We start from the raw sequence: 16141 nt of genomic DNA on the forward strand, positions 1-16141 counted from the left end.
TGGTGGAGCCATGATAGGAGCAAAAGTTCTGGCGTCCCCGGTATTCCCCGCCATGGCGAAGGCCTGTCAAGGCCTGTCAGAAAAGCCCCGTCGCGCCGGGCACCGGGCGGGTGGCGATGTCGGCGTCGAGGCGGGCATTGCGGCGCCGCGCCTGCACCAGGCGCAGCGCGAACAGCAACCCGTTGGCCAGCACCAGCGCCGAAGCCAGCAGCCACCACAGGGTATAGGCGCCCGCCGTGGCCATGCGCGAGGCGTCCAGCGTCGGGTCGATGCGCACCTGCGGCGTGCCGGCGGCATCCTTGCCGCTGGCGGTCACGAGGCCTTCGAGGCTGAAGCGCTTCAGGCCGTCGGCCGTGGCGTGCTGCTGCAGGCGCGCCCAGCTGCCGAGCAGCGAACTGTCGGCGCCGTCGTCGGACTGCGGCGGGGCGCGATCGCCTTCCTCGCCTTCGGCCGGCCGGCTTCGCGCCTCATCGATGCGCAAAGGCGAGGCCAGCACCACACCGCCCGACGCGGGCACGATGGCCGCACGCGCTGTGTCGATCTTCGCGGCCACCACGCTGTCGACGGCCTGCTGCACGGCGCGCTGGACCTCGGCCAGCTGGCGACGCGACACCATGAGGCTGGCGTTCGCCTGGTCCGAAGCCGCGCTCGCTGCCAGCATCTGCCAGGTGCTCACGGGCGTCTCGACGCCATCCTTCTCGACCGTGGCATCGATGGCGCGGACCAGCTCACGCTGCAGGTTCTCGCAAGCCTGCGGCGAAAGACCACCGCCGTCCTTGCAGGCAGCGTCGACCATCGCCACCGAGCGGTCGAAACCGCGCACGATCATGGGAACGTTTTCCCGCGCGCGGTAGACCGCGAGCGGATCGGCGGCCTGCCCCATCTGCATGCGCATCATCGCGATCAGGCTGGCCGCCGCGTAGTTCTCCGTGGCGCGGATGAAGCCGGGGCCGGCGAGCGCCAGCACGCTCGGCGGCACATCGATCGCGGGGATGACGGGCGCGCTCCCGTTCCAGCGCACGCGGGTGCAGTCGACGACGGGCACGACGTCGTTGCCTTGGCTGCGGGCGTTCATGTCGATCTCGCAGCGGCCCTCGCCTGCCACGCGCACCGTGCGGCCCCACGCCGGCACCTTGTCGGCGAGCTGAGCAGCATCGGTGTAGACGGCGGTCTCGCTGCCGCCCATCACCCACTGCGCAGCCAGCGCAGCCTCGCCGCGCGGATCGGGCGCCGACAACACCACCGCGCCCAGTGCCAGCACACCGACGATCAGGTGCAGCAGATGGCGCCCCCAGAACACGGGCCGGAAGCGCCGCCACTCGTCGGCCACCGACCACTTGCTGCCGAAACCGACCGCGCTGTAGTCGCTGGTGCGCAGCTCGGCCTCGATCACCTCGCCATAGGGCACCGCCTCGGCCTTGCGCCAGTGCGCGGGCAGCGTGAGGCTGAGCTTGTCGCCGATGAAAAGGCTGACGTTCTGGATCGACGCATTGCTGGCGTTGACCACGGCGATCTGGTTGAGCATGCCGCGCACGCGGTTGACCGGTTGCGGCGCCTCGGCCGCGGGCGTGCGTACGAAGAGCCACGCCGCCCAGAGGCCCACGAGCAGGCCCGCGCCCGCCAGGTACGCCTGCGCGCCGCGCGTGGCGTCCCAGGTGGCGATCCACAGCAGCGCGAAGGCACCCACCCATGCGAAGGCCGACGCCCAGCCGCCGCGGCCCATGCGGCTCGCGACTTCTTCCGGTGTTTCGGTGCGCTGGCCGAGCACGTCGACCTCGCCGCGACGGTAGCGATCGAACGGGCCGGCCGGATCCGATGCCGGCGCAGCGGCTTCGCCCGCGGCGAGCGCCGCGCCGGGTACACCCGGCGTTGCCTCCTCGAGCGTCGGCAGCGCGCCGACATCGCCGCGCTTCCATTGCGCATCCTGCGCCTGCTGGCGCTGTGCGCGCTGGCGACCTTCGAGCAGGTCGAAGTCGTTCAGGCGGATCACGACCGCGCCCTTCTTGCTCAGCACGACCTGCGCCTGGTTGTGCGCCTCGATGTAGTTCATGGCGTCATAGGGCAGCAGCACCTCGACGTCGTCGATGGTGTTGTGCTCGGTGGACCCGCCCTGCGCATGCAGGCCATGGCGCATGAAGACGCCGGCGAGTTCGCGCACGTCGTCGTCGACCGTGAGGCCCTGCCCCATCAGAAACGGCTGCAGCGCCGATTTTTCTTCGTCGGTGATGCGGCGCAGCACCGGCGCCGTGCGGATGTCTTTCAGGGCGCTGCGGTTGTCGGAGCGCCGCGACATGTAGACGATGACGCTGTAGATCGCGTAAAGAAGCAGCCCGACCTTGAGCACGACGATGATGGTGTCCATCTTTTTTTCCTCTCCCCTGGCATGTGAACGTATGACGCGCGCGCTGCGCGCGATGCAACCGCTGGGCGAAGGGCCCTCCCGAGCCCGTGAACGCTAGCGTGGCTTCGGCGCTGACACCGCGCCCGGCAAGGGTCGGAACACCTGCGGGTCGGCATAGAACGAAGCCGATTGATTGTCCGCGCACCAGCCGGGCACACCGAGCACCGGAAGGGGTACGAAAGGTTTCGTTTCGAGCCTTCGAGGGTCGAGTTTCTTCACCAATGTGAGGTCATCTGCTGCCTGCCGCTCACACGCGTCGGGCAGCAGCACATGCGCGGTGATCGGCTTGCGCGGCGTCGCCAGCTTCTCGAGCAGCGCATGGCCGAAGAGCAGCAGGCGCGCGTCATGCCACAGGCTGCGCTGCGTGACGAACAGCGTGTGCCAGTCGCGCGCGATCAGTGCATCCCACAGCGCCGGCGGGGCATCGAGCACGGCGCCGTTCTCGTCGAAGAGCGTGAGCGCATCGCGCAGCGGCCCGCGCGTGGCGCCGACGCCGGCGCGCGCGATCTCGGCGGCCTGCAGTTCGTTGAGCCGGCGCTTGGCTTCAGGAAAGGCCCGCCAGACGAGGCCGTTGAAGAAGTCGTGCAGGTTGTCGCGCGTGGGCACGGTGCGCGTGCGGAAGATGTGGGCCTCGTAGGCCTGGCCCTCGGGCAGCGCGTCCTGCGTGACGAAGTCGGGCACGCCGGGTGGCTTGGCCACTTGCAGCGCGGCAGCGACGCAGCCGCCGTGTGCTGCGGCACGCGCGATGGCTTCGCCGGGGTCGCGGTACGGGGCCAGCCAGGGTGCGGCCCAATCGATGGCCGCGACCGCCGGCAGGCCGGAGGTCAAGGCGCCGTCGCCCCCGTCCATCGGATGCGGTCGGGGTGCTGCATCACCGCGAACTCTGCCGTGAGCTTGTCGAACAGCTTGAGCGAGCTGCTGTTCTTGCCGAGCAGGCCGGCGGTGCGCAAGGCCTTCGCGATGTCGTTGAGCGGCACGTCGGTGCCGCTGCGCAGCGCGGGCACGGCTTGCAGGATGAACTCGGCCGCTTCGGAGATTTCCGGTTCGGGCGGCGGTGGTGGAGGTGCTACGGACTTGGCTGTCTTCACCGCAGTCTTGCGCGCGGTCTTCGCTGCGGCCTTCTTCGCGGGCGCCGTCTTGGAGGCCGGTGTTTTCTTCGCTGCTACAGCCTTCTTGGCCGGTGCGGTGCGCACGGCCGGTTTGATGCCATGGTGCGCGAGGTCGATGAAGCTGTCGTAGATACCTACCGTCTCTTCACCGGTCTTGCCCTGCTGGCCGATGCCGCAGACGCGGCATCCTTTTTCGCGCAGCCGGATCACGAGCGGCGCGAAGTCGGAGTCGGACGACACCAGCACCACCACGTCGGGCCGCTCGGCGATGGCGAGGTCGATGGCATCGACCGACAACGCGATGTCGGTGCTGTTCTTGCCCGCCGACAGGTTCACCATCGGCCGCACCGAGAGGCGCTTGAACAGCGCCTGCCGGTTCACGGCCATCTCGGCGTTGCAGTAGGCGCGACGCACGTGGATGGCGCCGTAGTCTTCCATCGTGCGCTGCACGGCCTGCTCGATGACGTCGGCCGAGACGTTGTCGGCGTCGATCAGCAACATCACGCGCAGCGACGACAGCGGCGTGGGTGCCGTCATGCGAGCTTCCACTGCACGGTCTCGCCGCCGCGCAGCGGCTTGAGCGTGGCTTCGCCGTAGGGCACGGTCTCGGGCAGGGTCCAGGCTTCGCGCTTGAGCGTGATGGTGTCGGTGTGGCGCGGCAGGTCGTAGAAGTCGGGGCCGTGGAAGCTGGCGAAACCTTCGAGCTTGTCGAGCGCGTTCACGCTGTCGAAGGCCTCGGCGTACAGCTCGATGGCGGTGAGCGCGGTGTAGCAGCCGGCGCAGCCGAGCGCGTGCTCCTTCAGGTGCGCCGGGTGCGGTGCGCTGTCGGTGCCCAGGAAGAAGCGGTCGCTGCCGCTGGTGGCCGCTTCGACGAGCGCGACGCGATGCGTCTCGCGCTTGAGCACCGGCAGGCAGTAGTAGTGCGGGCGGATGCCGCCGGTGAAGATCGCGTTGCGGTTGTAGAGCAGGTGGTGCGCGGTGATGGTCGCGGCGGTGAAGCGGTCGGCGTCGCGCACGTACTCGGCGCCTTCCTTCGTCGTGAGGTGTTCGAACACCACCTTGAGCTCGGGGAAGTCGCGGCGCAGCGGGATCATCACGCGGTCGACGAACACGGCTTCGCGGTCGAACAGGTCGATGGCGGGGTCGGTCACCTCGCCGTGCACCAGCAGCAGCAGGCCGTGCTTCTGCATCGCTTCGAGCGTCTTGTAGGTCTTGCGGATGTCGGTCACGCCGGCATCGCTGTTGGTGGTGGCGCCGGCCGGGTAGAGCTTGAGCGCACGCACGCCGGCTTCGGCGGCCAGCGCGATCTCTTCGGGCGGCAGCTTGTCGGTCAGGTAGAGCGACATCACGGGCTCGAAGGACGTGCCCGCGGGCACGGCGGCGCGGATGCGGTCGCGGTAGGCCACGGCCTGCGCGGCGGTGGTCACGGGCGGACGCAGGTTCGGCATGATCAGCGCGCGGCCGAACTGGCGGGCGCTGTGGGGAACGACGGCTTCGAGGGCGGCGCCATCGCGCACGTGCAGGTGCCAGTCGTCGGGGCGGGTGATCGTGAGGGTGTCTGTCATGGCGGGGCGATTGTCGCACCGCCCTCCGAGACAAGCCCTACCCCAGCAGGTACTCGCGCACCAGCATGCGCGCCCGGTGCAGCCGGCTCTTGACCGCACCCGGCGGCTCGCCGAGGCGCGCGGCGATCTCGGCGATGGTGAGCTCCTCGAAGTCGCGCAGCAGCACGACCTCCCGGTAGTGCGCGGGCAGCGATTCGAGGGCGTTGGCCAGGTCGATGCGCAGCGCGTCGTCGCTGCGGGCCGCGAGCTGGCGTTCGACCACGTCTTCGTCGAGCGGGTCGTGCCGGAACATCGCGCGCTGCAGGCGCTGGCATTCGCGCCGGATGACGGTGAAGAGCCACGACGAGAACGCCGCGGCCGCCTGCAGCCCGCGCACGCGGCGCGCGACCACCAGCAGCGACTCCTGCACGGCGTCGTCCACGTCGCTGGCCTGGCAGTGGCGGCGGGCGTAGCGGCGCGCGTCGGTCTGGCACGCCGCGAGCAGGCCCTCGATGGCGACGGGGTCGCCGGTCTGCGCGGCCAGGATCAGGCAGGTGCGGTCGATGGCCGGGGCTGCCATGAATCAGCGCCCCTTGTCGAGCTTGCGCCCGACCATCGCGCACATCGGACAGAAGCCGACCAGCCCGGTGAGCGCCAGCATCGCGCCCATGAGGCCGACCGCCACCGCCAGCGCATCCGCCGGCCAGTTCATGGCGGCGAATGCGATGCCGATGAGGCCCATGACGATGCGCAGGGCGCGTTCCCAGCCGGGGACATTCTTGACGTAGAGCATTGGTGGTTTCCTTCGATCCGTGACGTGAGTGAGTGCGGGGAGAAAAGCGAACGCCCCTCCCGGAAGGAAAGAGGCCGCCACCCACCGAAACGGTTCGCGGAAAGTCAGGATTTTTTCATGCCGTCGCGGCAACGCGCGCTCGCGAGAGCACAGCTATCGCTGGAACACCCCGCAGACGCGCTCGGCCACGGCCTGCATCCAGCGCACCTGGCTGATCGAGGAGCGCGCGCCCCGGCCCGGCGGCCAGGGGTCGAACACGCGCAGGGTGGTGCCGCCCCCGCCGGGGTCGTTGTCGCCGCGGATGCCCGCGAGCACGACCATGTGGCCCGGCTGGCCGGCGGGCGCGCCGCCCTTGGCGCCCCAGCGCAGGTCGAACATCAGCGGCCCGGCATGCAGCGCGGTGCGCAGCGCGGCGACGGTCCAGGGGCCGAGGGGCCGCAGCGTGAGGCCGTGCGCGGCGGCGAAGCGGCGGTTGTCCTCGTCGCCGTCGTCGTCCTCACCGCTGGCGGCGCGGCGGTCGCTGTCCAGGTGGCGGCGCAAGGCGCCGTCGGCGTCCATCAACTCGCACGGCGTGCGCGCCACCACGGTCTGCACGGTGGAGCGCGTGAGCATCGCGGTGGCGGCGGCCCAGCACAGCGCGGGTGCGGGCTGCGGAATCAGCGCCACCGGATGCAGCAGGGGCGCGTGGGTTTCGTTGTCGAAGGCCACGTTGCGGGTGCAGGGGTCGGCCTCACCGTCCTCGCACAACCAGTGCGCGGCCTGCAACCGCAGCACGGCCGCCCGGGTGACGGGGCCGTAGTCGCCATCGGGCACGAGTCCGGGCGCGGGCTGCAACTTGCGGTTCAGGGCTTCCTGCAGGCGCCGTACATCGGCGCCGCGCCAGCCCTGTTTCAACGTGCTCATCGGCGGAATCCCCCTTGACAAGGATGCACGGACGAAGGAATGCGAGCGGGTGCATTGTGAAAACGGCACGCCCCCTGCGTCTATTGGTCTGACGACATAGCCAGAACATGTGATGACACGGGGGCTTCGCCCGGACGGCGGCCCTGCGGCGGACCTTGGTAGGCTCGCGTCCCATGACCGCGCCCGCCCCCACCGCCCAGCCGACCGTCCAGCCCATTGCCACCGAACTCGCCGACGGCGGCCTCGCTGCCCTGTTCACCGCGCCCGGCGGCGCACCGGCCTTCGCGGTGCGCTGGCAGGGCGCCGTGCACGGCTATCTGAACCAGTGCCCGCACGCGGGCGGCCCGCTCGACTTCGAAGGACAGATCCTCGAAAGCTCCGGGCGCTACCTGATGTGCGCGCGGCACGGCGCGATCTTCGAACCCGACACCGGCCGCTGCGTGGGCGGCCCCTGCCGCGGGGCGCAACTGACGCCGCTGGCGCTGCGCGAGGCGCCGGACGGCAGCGTGTGGCTGGCGAATTGACATCGCCGAACCGCTACAGTCGCGACCTCTTTTCTCCACCCTGCCTCATGCGCCGATTCGCCGCTCTCTCCGCCCTCGTTCCGGCCTTGCTCATCGCAGGCTGCGTCTCACGGCCCGCGCCGCGCGTCACCTTCCTCGCCGACGGCGTGTTCAAGTCGCCCACCGCGCAGGACGCCGAGAACTACTGCCGCAACTTCGGCGCGCCGATGCGGTTCCTGAGCAGCACGTTGTCGGAGGTGCCGGCATCGGGCGTGCCGACCGGGGAAGTCGTCTACCGCTGCGACTGATAACGATAAGGAGGCCCCATGCCATCGATGAAGCCGATCATCCTGCTCCCGCTGCTGCTTTTGTCGCTGCCGGCTGCCGCAGTCTTCAAGTGCCAATCGCCGGACGGGAAAGTCGCTTTCCAGGAGACGCCCTGCGCCAACGCGGAAAAGCAAAGTGACGTGCGGACCTTCGCAGCACCGTCACCATCGCCTGCCACCGCGCAGGACATGCGATCACCGGCGGACCGCAGCGCCATCAATGTCGCCATCCTCCAGGGCCATCCTGTTCGCGGGATGACTTTGAAAGAACTGCAGTCGGCCATGGGCGCCCCCACGCGCATCAACACTGGCGACTATCCGGGCGGTTTCACCGAACAGCGCATCTACGAACGCGACAACGGCACGTTCTATGTCTACACGGAAAGCGGCGTGGTGCGCTCGATCCAGACCTCGGCGGCCATAGCGCGCACTCCGTCGCAGCAGGCACGCGCCTGCCCGTCCGAGTTCGACATCAAGAACGAAGAGGTGTCCGCCAACAGCATCAGCCTGACCGAGCCGCAGCGGCGCGACAAACAGAGAAAGATCGCCGACATGCGGGCCTGTCGCTAGATCGCGCTTCCCGCCCCGATGTTCTCGTTCTTCCGCAAGAAGCCGGTCCGGCTTCATCTCGGCGAAGTTCGGGCCATGCCACGCAAGGATTTCCTTCGCCACCTGGAGGGCGGATATTTCGGCGGAGGGAAGCAGGACGGGGCTCGCCTGAGCGCGCGGATCTATCACCTGAAGAGCGGAAAGCAGCGCGCCGTGATCCGGGCCGCCGAGTGCATGAGCTGGAATGAATTCTTCTCGGTCTCCGGACGGTGGAGGGTGCAACTCGATCTCGGAAATCCGGCCGACAGGCAGCGGCTGCGTGAACTGGTCCAGGCTGCCGGCCGCACCTTGAAGGCGAAGGTCGAAAACGCCGTCTCCTGATTCCACGACCGGTTGCTATGCCTCCGGCCTCACCCGCGCCAGAATGAAATCAATGAACGTCCGGATCGCCCGCGTGTGCTGGCGGTTCGGCATGTAGAGCATGAACATCTGCGTGCCGAAGATCGACAGGCGCCAGTCGTCGAGCGTGGTCACCACGTCGCCGCGGCGCACGTCTTCCTGCACCACGTAGTCGGGCACGAGGCCGACGCCCAGGCCCGCGAGGATGGCCTGGCGCAGGAATAAAAAGTTCTCCGAGATCAGCGTGGGCTCCAGGACCACCTCGCGCCGCGTTTCACCCTGGTAGGCCGAGATGCGCAGCTGCCGTCCGATGACGGCGGCCGTGACCACCGGGGTGGCGCGCAGCGCGTCGAGCTGCTCGGGCAGCGGATGGCGCTCAGCGTAGGCGCGCGTGGCGCAGGCGACGTAACGCACCGGCCCCATCTCGCGCGCCACGAGGTTCTGCGGCGGCTCGGGAATCACGCGGATCGCGATGTCGACCTCGTCGCGCAGCAAATCTTCGATGCGGTTTTCGAACACCACGTCGAGCACGATGCCGGGGTACTGGCGCTTGAAGTCGATGAGCCAGTCGGCCATCACGAGCTGGCCGTAGCCGCTGGGCACGCTCAGTCGCACCCGCCCCTGCAGCCCCTCACCCAGCGCCGTGACCGACTCCCGCGCCGCCAGCAGCTCGCCCTGAATCGCCACGCCGTGCTGGTACAGCCGCAGGCCGATCTCGGTGGGCTCGGCGCGCCGGGTGGTGCGCCGGATCAGCTGCGCGCCGACCGAGCGCTCCAGCTGATTCAGGTGGTAGCTGACGTTGGCGCGGGTCATCTTGAGCCGGCGGGCCGCCGCGCTCAAGTTGCCCGCGTCGAGGATTTCCACCAGCAGGGTGAGCGATTGCAGGTCCATGAGCGGATTGTGTCAAAAATATTTTGACAGTCTGTCAACCACCTATGCAATTGTCAAAGAGGCCATGCCGGCCAAGAATGCAGGGCTCCCCAGAGCCCCGAACCCTCGCCGACGTCGCGAGGGCCTGCCACGCAAGAGACAAGCGACACGCACATGGCCACCCCCTCTCCCAGCCCTTCCACGTCCAACGGTCCCGTCACCTTCCAGCGTCAAGGCGACGTGTGCGTGGTGACCATCGACAACCCGCCCGTCAATGCCCTGGGCGTGGACGTGCGCCGCGGCCTGGCGGCCGCCATCGACGCGGCCGAGGCCGACAGCAGTGCCAAGGCGGTGCTGATCGTGGGCGCGGGCCGCAATTTCATCGCGGGCGCCGACATCCGCGAGTTCGGCCAGGCGCCGCAGCAGCCTTCGCTGCCCGAGGTCTGCCTGAAGATCGAGAACTGCACCAAGCCGGTGGTCGCGGCCATCCACGGCGCCGCGCTCGGCGGCGGGCTGGAAATCGCGCTGTCGGCGCACTACCGCCTGGCCGCGCCCACCGCGAAGCTCGGTCTGCCCGAAGTGGCGCTCGGCCTCTTGCCCGGCTCGGGCGGCACGCAGCGCGCACCGCGCCTGATCGGCGTGAAGCCCGCACTCGAACTGATGCTCAGCGGCCGCCATGCGGGCGCGAAGGAAGCGCTGTCGCTGGGCCTCGTCGACCGCCTCGGCAATGACGCTGACGCGCGCGCCGAAGGCCTGGCCTACGCGCAGGAACTGGTCGCCGCCAACGCCCCGGTGCGCCGCACGCGCGAAGCCGCCGGCCTGGCCGACAAGGACGCCGCACGCGCCGCCCTCGACGCCGCGCGCGCCGACACGGCGAAGAAGAGCCGCGGCCTGTTCTCGCCGATGAAGATCATCGAAGCCGTCGAAGGCGCGCTCACGCTGCCTTTCGACGAAGGCATGGCGCTCGAACGTAAGCTGTTCCTGCAGTGCATCGACAGCCCGCAGCGCGCCGGCCTGATCCACGCCTTCTTCGCCGAGCGCGAAGTGCTGAAGGCGCCCGAGACACGCTCGGCCACCCCGCGTGCGCTGACCTCGGCCGGCATCGTCGGTGGCGGCACCATGGGCGCGGGCATCGCCGTGGCCATGCTCGACGCGGGCCTGCCCGTGACCATGGTCGAGCGCGACGACACCCAGCTCGCGCGCGGCCGCGCCAATGTCGAGAAGGTGTACGACGGCCTCATCGCCAAGGGCCGCATGACGCCCGAAGCCAAGGCCGCCGTGATGGCGCGCTTCTCGGGCTCGACCAGCTACGACGCGTTCGCCAACGTCGACATCGTGGTCGAGGCCGTGTTCGAAGAGATGGGCGTCAAGAAGGCCGTGTTCGCCGAACTCGACCGCGTGTGCAAGAAGGGCGCCGTGCTCGCCACCAACACCTCGTACCTGGACATCGACGAGATCGCCGCCAGCATCTCGCGTCCGCAGGACGTGGTGGGCCTGCACTTCTTCTCGCCGGCCAACATCATGAAGCTGCTGGAGATCGTGGTGCCCGCCAAGGTGAGCGCCGACGTGGTCGCCACCGGCTTCGAGCTTGCCAAGAAGCTCAAGAAGGTGCCCGTGCGCGCCGGCGTGTGCGACGGCTTCATCGGCAACCGCATCCTGGCCGTGTACCGCCAGGCCGCCGACCACATGATGGAAGACGGCGCCTCGCCCTACGACATCGACGCGGCCGTGCGCAACTTCGGCTACCCGATGGGCCCGTTCCAGGTGTCCGACCTGGCCGGCGGCGACATCGGCTGGGCCACGCGCAAGCGCAAGGCCGCCACGCGCGACCCTCAGGCGCGCTACGTGCAGGTGGCCGACCGCATCTGCGAGCGCGGCTGGTTCGGCCAGAAGACGCAGCGCGGCTACTACCTGTACCCCGAAGGCGCACGCACCGGCCAGCCCGACCCCGAGGTGCTGGCCATCATCGACACTGAACGCGTGCGCGCCGGCATCACGCCGCGCACCTTCACCGAAGAAGAAATCATGCGCCGCTACATGGCCGCGATGATCAACGAGGGCGCGAATGTCGTGCTCCAGCGCATCGCGCTGCGCCCACTCGACGTGGACGTGACCTTCCTCTACGGCTACGGCTTCCCGCGCCACCGCGGCGGCCCGATGAAGTACGCCGACACCGTGGGCCTGCCGAAGGTGCTGGCCGACATCCGCGAATTCGCGAAGGAAGACCCGATCTTCTGGAAGCCGTCGCCGCTCCTGGTGGAGCTGGTCGAACGCGGCGCCGATTTCGCCAGCCTGAATCAATCCGAGTAACTGTTAGTGCCCATCGTCCAGGAGACAACCCATGCGTGAAGCCGTCATCGTTTCTACCGCCCGCACCCCGCTCACCAAGGCGCACCGCGGCGAATTCAACATCACCTCCGGCGCCACGCTGGCCTCGTTCGCGGTGAAGGCCGCGGTCGAGCGCTCGGGCCTGGACCCGGCGCTGATCGAGGACGCCATCCTCGGCTGCGGCTACCCCGAAGGCACCACCGGCCGCAACATCGCGCGCCAGTCGATCATCCGCTCGGGCCTGCCGATCAGCATCGCAGGCACCACCGTGAACCGCTTCTGCGCCTCGGGCCTGCAGGCGATCGCCATGGCCGCCGGCCGCATCGTCGTGGACGGCGCGCCGGCCATGATCGCGGGCGGCGTGGAAAGCATCTCGCAGATCCGTGGCCGCAGCCCCGGCGACGGCGGCGACCTCAGCCTGGACCCGTGGATCGTCGAGCACAAGCCCGAGCTCTACATGGCCATGATCGACACCGCCGACGTGGTCGCCCAGCGCTACAACATCAGCCGCGAAGCGCAAGACCGCTTCTCCGCCGAGAGCCAGCGCAAGACCGAAGAAGCGCAACTGGCCGGCCGCTACAAGGATGAGATCGTGGCCTGCACCACCACGATGGCCGTGACCGACAAGGAGACCAAGGAAGTCACGCACCGCGAAGTCACTGCCACCGAAGACAACTGCAACCGCCGCGGCACCACCTACGAGGCGCTGGCCAAGCTCAAGCCCGTGATGGGCGACGACAAGTTCATCACCGCCGGCAACGCCTCGCAGCTGTCCGACGGCGCCTCGGCCTGCGTGCTGATGGAAGCGAAAGACGCCGAGCGCGCCAACCTCAAGCCGCTGGGCGCCTTCCGCGGCCTGGCGCTGGCCGGCTGCGAACCCGACGAGATGGGCATCGGCCCGGTCTTCGCCGTGCCCAAGCTGCTCGCGCGCCACGGCCTGAAGGTGCAGGACATCGACCTGTGGGAACTCAACGAAGCCTTCGCCTCGCAGTCGATCTACTGCCAGGAGAAGCTGGGCATTCCGTCGGAACGCCTGAACGTGAACGGCGGCGCGATCTCCATCGGCCACCCCTTCGGCATGACCGGCGCGCGCCTCACGGGCCACGTGCTGCTCGAAGGCCGCCGCCGCGGCGCCAAGTACGCCGTGGTCACGATGTGCATCGCCGGCGGCATGGGCGCCGCGGGCCTGTTCGAAATCTACTGATCGAGGAGCTCGCGATGGACCTGAACTTCACGACCGAAGAAGAAGCCTTCCGCAGCGAAGTGCGCGCCTTCCTGGCGGACAAGCTGCCCGCGCGCCTGTCCGACAAGGTGCGCGGCGGCGCGATCCTGGACAAGGCCGACATGCAGGAATGGCACGCCATCCTGAACGAACGCGGCTGGCTCGCCAACCACTGGCCCGAGCAGTACGGCGGCCCCGGCTGGACGGCGGTCGAGAAGTTCATCTTCGAGAACGAATGCGCCCTGGCCTTCGCGCCGCGCATCGTGCCCTTCGGCGTGAACATGCTGGGCCCGGTGCTCATCAAGTACGGCAACGAAGCGCAGAAGAGCTACTGGCTGCCGCGCATCCTGAACGGCGCCGACTGGTGGTGCCAGGGCTACTCGGAACCCGGCGCGGGCTCCGACCTGGCCGCGGTGAAGACCACGGCCGTGCGCGGCATCGATGCGCAGGGCGACCACTACATCGTGAACGGGCAGAAGACCTGGACCACGCTGGGTCAGCACGCCAACATGATCTTCTGCCTGGTGCGCACCAACCGCGAGGCCAAGAAGCAGGAAGGCATCAGCTTCCTGCTGGTCGACATGACCTCGCCCGGCGTGGAAGTGCGCCCGATCATCACGCTCGACGGCGAGCATGAAGTCAACGAGGTGTTCTTCTCCGACGTGCGCGTGCCCGCCGAGAACCTCGTGGGCGAGGAGAACAAGGGCTGGACCTGCGCCAAGTACCTGCTGACCTACGAGCGCACCAACATCGCGGGCGTCGGCTTCTCGGTGGCCGCGCTCGAACAGCTCAAGGGCATCGCCGCGTCGCAGACCAAGAACGGCAAGCCGCTCGCGGAAGACCCGGCCTTCGCCGCGCGCATGGCCCGCGTCGAGATCGACCTGGAGAACATGAAGACCACCAACCTGCGCGTGATCGCGGCGGTGGCCGGCGGCGGCGTGCCCGGCGCGGAAAGCTCGATGCTGAAGATTCGCGGCACCGAGATCCGGCAAGAGATCTCGTCGCTCGCGCGCCGCGCCATGGGCGTGTATGGACGGCCCTTCGTCGAGGAAGCGCTGCACGACGGCTTTACCGGCGAGACCTTCGGCCCGGTCTACGCCAAGGCTGCCGCCTCGCGCTACTTCAACAACCGCAAGCTGTCGATCTTCGGCGGCTCGAACGAAATCCAGAAGAACATCATCTCCAAGATGATCCTCGGGCTGTAAAGGAGACACGCACATGAACTTCGAACACACCGAAGACCGGCGCATGCTCGCCGACAGCCTGAACCGCTTCATCGCCGAGCAGTACGCCTTCGATGCGCGCGACCGCATCGCGAAGTCGGCGCACGGTTTCAGCAAGGAAATCTTCCAGAACTTCGCCGAGCTCGGCGTGATCGGCGCGCTGTTCAGCGAGGCCGACGGCGGCTTCGGCGGCAGCGGCTTCGACATCGCCGTGGTCTTCGAGGCCCTGGGCCGCGGCCTCGTGATCGAGCCGCTGCTGGGCGCCGTGATGGTCGGCGAGGCGATCAGCGCCGCCGGCAATGCCGCACAGAAAGAGAAGATCGGCGACATCGTCAACGGCGCCGTCGTCGCGGCCTTCGCGCACGACGAAGCCGACACGCACTACGAACGCACCCGCGTGGCCACGAAGGCCGCGCGCAACGGCGACGGCTGGGTGCTGACCGGCGCCAAGGCCGTGGTGCCGCAAGGCGAGCAGGCCGACCTGTTCCTGGTCTCGGCCCGCACCTCGGGCAACGTGGACGACGAAGCCGGCATCTCGCTGTTCCTCGTGCCCGCGAAAACCGCCGGCCTCACCGTGCGCGGCTGCCCCGCGATCGACGGTGGCCGCGTGGCCGAACTCACGCTCGACGGCGTGAAGCTCGGCGCCGACGCGCTGCTGGGCGCCGAAGGCCAGGGCGCCGCCACGCTGGAACGCGCCATCGGCCGCGGCGTGCTCGCGCTGTGCGCCGAGGCGCTGGGTGCGATGGAAGCCGCCAAGACCGCCACGCTGGAATACCTGCGCACGCGCAAGCAGTTCGGCCTCCTCATCGGCAGCTTCCAGGCCCTGCAACACCGCATGGCCGACCTGCTGCTGGAAATCGAACAGGCCCGCTCGGCCGTGATCAACGCCGCAGCCGCCATCGACGGCAGCGACCGCGTGGCGCGCGAGCGTGCGCTGTCGGCCGCCAAGTTCAGCATCGGCCGCATCGGCGCGCTGGTGGCGGAAGAGAGCATCCAGATGCACGGCGGCATCGGCATGACCTGGGAACTGCCGCTGCCGCACTACGCCAAGCGCCTCGTGATGATCGATCACCAGCTCGGCGACGAAGACCATCACCTGCAGCGCTACATCGCCTTGGGTAAAGAGTGCAGCAAAGAGGTGGCGGCATGACGGACAAGACCGTCCTCATCTCGCAGCAGGGTGCGGTCCGCATCCTGACCAACAGCAACCCCGGCGCGCGCAACGCGATCACGCCGACGCTGTACGACGAGCTGCGCGCCGCGCTCGCCGATGCCGCGAACGATCCCGAAGTGGGCGCGGTTGTCTTCACCGGCGCGGGAGATTTCTTCTGCTCGGGCGGCGACCTCAACCTGCTGGCCAAGCGCCGCGAACTGCCCGCCGAGGAGCGCCGCGAGAAGCTCGAAGGCCTGCACGGACTGATCCGCGAGATCCGCGATTTCGGCAAGCCGCTGATCGCGGCCGTCGAAGGCGGCGCGGCCGGCGCGGGCCTGTCGATGGCGCTGGCCTGCGACATGCTAGTGTCGGCGCGCGATGCGTTCTACACGGTCGCCTACGTCAAGGTCGGCCTCACGCCGGACGGCGGCGCCACGGCCTTCCTCGCGGAGTTCGTCTCGCGCCAGGTGCTGACCGAGATGTGCCTGACCGGCGACCGCATGACGGCCGAGCGCCTGCACGCCATGGGCGCCGTCAACCGCCTGACCGACAAGGGCGCCGCGCTGGCCGAGGCCGTCGCGCTGGCGGCCAAGGTGGCCGAGGGCCCGCAGCGCGCGAGCGCGCGCATCAAGGCGCTGTGCCGCCAGGCGCATCGCGCCACGCTGGAGGAACAACTGGACGCCGAGGCGGTCTACATGGTGGAGTCGCAAGCCGACGCCGAAGCGGCCGAAGGCATCGGTGCCTTCCTCGGCAAGCGCAAGGCCGACTTCGTCGCGCTGCGCCGCCGCCCTTCGGACGCCGCCTGATCCTGCTGCGCT

17 protein-coding genes are annotated in these 16141 nt (G+C 69.0%); 9 read left to right on the forward strand and 8 right to left on the reverse strand.

Annotated elements, in window-relative coordinates; translation table 11 throughout:
* Positions 1-76: 76 nt before the first annotated feature.
* The 7 genes from D3H34_RS10975 to D3H34_RS11005 form a co-directional block, all read right to left on the reverse strand.
* Entirely contained in the window at positions 77-2362 is a 2286-nt protein-coding gene (locus tag D3H34_RS10975; RefSeq protein ID WP_119553487.1) for an IgaA/UmoB family intracellular growth attenuator, read from the reverse strand.
* A gap of 93 nt (positions 2363-2455) precedes the next feature.
* Positions 2456-3250, reverse strand: a complete 795-nt coding sequence (locus tag D3H34_RS10980; protein ID WP_119553488.1) for a DUF3025 domain-containing protein — start codon at positions 3248-3250, stop codon at positions 2456-2458.
* On the reverse strand, positions 3226-4047 hold the full coding sequence (locus D3H34_RS10985; RefSeq protein ID WP_119553489.1) for an NYN domain-containing protein: 822 nt from the start codon (positions 4045-4047) through the stop codon (positions 3226-3228). The genes D3H34_RS10980 and D3H34_RS10985 overlap by 25 nt, the downstream gene beginning before the upstream one ends.
* Positions 4044-5075: a dihydroorotase gene (pyrC, locus tag D3H34_RS10990; protein ID WP_119553490.1), complete on the reverse strand. Its 1032-nt coding sequence runs from the start codon at positions 5073-5075 to the stop codon at positions 4044-4046. Before pyrC ends, D3H34_RS10985 begins: the two co-directional genes overlap by 4 nt.
* Before the next feature lie 37 nt (positions 5076-5112).
* Positions 5113-5634, reverse strand: a complete 522-nt coding sequence (locus tag D3H34_RS10995; protein WP_119553491.1) for an RNA polymerase sigma factor — start codon at positions 5632-5634, stop codon at positions 5113-5115.
* Positions 5635-5637: 3 nt separating this feature from the next.
* Complete coding sequence (locus tag D3H34_RS11000) at positions 5638-5847, reverse strand: YgaP family membrane protein (RefSeq protein WP_119553492.1); 210 nt, start codon at positions 5845-5847, stop codon at positions 5638-5640.
* 153 nt (positions 5848-6000) lie between these two features.
* Positions 6001-6750 (reverse strand): peptidoglycan-binding protein, encoded by a 750-nt coding sequence (locus D3H34_RS11005; protein ID WP_119553493.1) that lies wholly within the window; start codon positions 6748-6750, stop codon positions 6001-6003.
* A gap of 173 nt (positions 6751-6923) precedes the next feature.
* Between D3H34_RS11005 and D3H34_RS11010 the strand changes: the two genes are divergently transcribed.
* The 4 genes from D3H34_RS11010 to D3H34_RS11025 are packed head-to-tail and all read left to right on the forward strand — an operon-like array spanning position 6924 to position 8509.
* Positions 6924-7274: a Rieske (2Fe-2S) protein gene (locus D3H34_RS11010; RefSeq protein WP_119553494.1), complete on the forward strand. Its 351-nt coding sequence runs from the start codon at positions 6924-6926 to the stop codon at positions 7272-7274.
* A 47-nt stretch (positions 7275-7321) separates the two neighbouring features.
* Positions 7322-7561: a hypothetical protein gene (locus D3H34_RS11015; RefSeq protein ID WP_119553495.1), complete on the forward strand. Its 240-nt coding sequence runs from the start codon at positions 7322-7324 to the stop codon at positions 7559-7561.
* Between the two features lie 27 nt (positions 7562-7588).
* Complete coding sequence (locus D3H34_RS11020) at positions 7589-8149, forward strand: DUF4124 domain-containing protein (RefSeq protein WP_167481174.1); 561 nt, start codon at positions 7589-7591, stop codon at positions 8147-8149.
* Between the two features lie 18 nt (positions 8150-8167).
* The gene (locus tag D3H34_RS11025) at positions 8168-8509 is read left to right on the forward strand and encodes a hypothetical protein (protein WP_119553497.1); all 342 of its coding nucleotides are present in this window, start codon (positions 8168-8170) and stop codon (positions 8507-8509) included.
* Positions 8510-8524: 15 nt separating this feature from the next.
* Here the strand turns inward: D3H34_RS11025 and D3H34_RS11030 are convergent, their stop codons facing one another.
* Positions 8525-9418, reverse strand: a complete 894-nt coding sequence (locus tag D3H34_RS11030; protein ID WP_119553498.1) for a LysR family transcriptional regulator — start codon at positions 9416-9418, stop codon at positions 8525-8527.
* A 153-nt stretch (positions 9419-9571) separates the two neighbouring features.
* Here D3H34_RS11030 and D3H34_RS11035 point away from each other — a divergent pair, with 153 nt between their 5' ends.
* From D3H34_RS11035 to D3H34_RS11055, 5 genes are read left to right on the forward strand one after another with little or no spacing between them, the layout of a single operon-like run.
* Positions 9572-11707, forward strand: a complete 2136-nt coding sequence (locus D3H34_RS11035; protein WP_119553499.1) for a 3-hydroxyacyl-CoA dehydrogenase NAD-binding domain-containing protein — start codon at positions 9572-9574, stop codon at positions 11705-11707.
* A 31-nt stretch (positions 11708-11738) separates the two neighbouring features.
* Positions 11739-12929, forward strand: a complete 1191-nt coding sequence (locus tag D3H34_RS11040; RefSeq protein WP_119553500.1) for an acetyl-CoA C-acyltransferase — start codon at positions 11739-11741, stop codon at positions 12927-12929.
* Between the two features lie 14 nt (positions 12930-12943).
* Positions 12944-14152 (forward strand): acyl-CoA dehydrogenase family protein, encoded by a 1209-nt coding sequence (locus tag D3H34_RS11045; RefSeq protein WP_119553501.1) that lies wholly within the window; start codon positions 12944-12946, stop codon positions 14150-14152.
* Between the two features lie 13 nt (positions 14153-14165).
* Entirely contained in the window at positions 14166-15320 is a 1155-nt protein-coding gene (locus D3H34_RS11050) for an acyl-CoA dehydrogenase family protein (RefSeq protein ID WP_119553502.1), read from the forward strand.
* Positions 15317-16129 (forward strand): oxepin-CoA hydrolase, alternative type, encoded by an 813-nt coding sequence (locus D3H34_RS11055; protein WP_119553503.1) that lies wholly within the window; start codon positions 15317-15319, stop codon positions 16127-16129. The genes D3H34_RS11050 and D3H34_RS11055 overlap by 4 nt, the downstream gene beginning before the upstream one ends.
* Positions 16130-16141 lie beyond the last annotated feature (12 nt).

The sequence above is a fragment of the Acidovorax cavernicola genome (assembly GCF_003581445.1).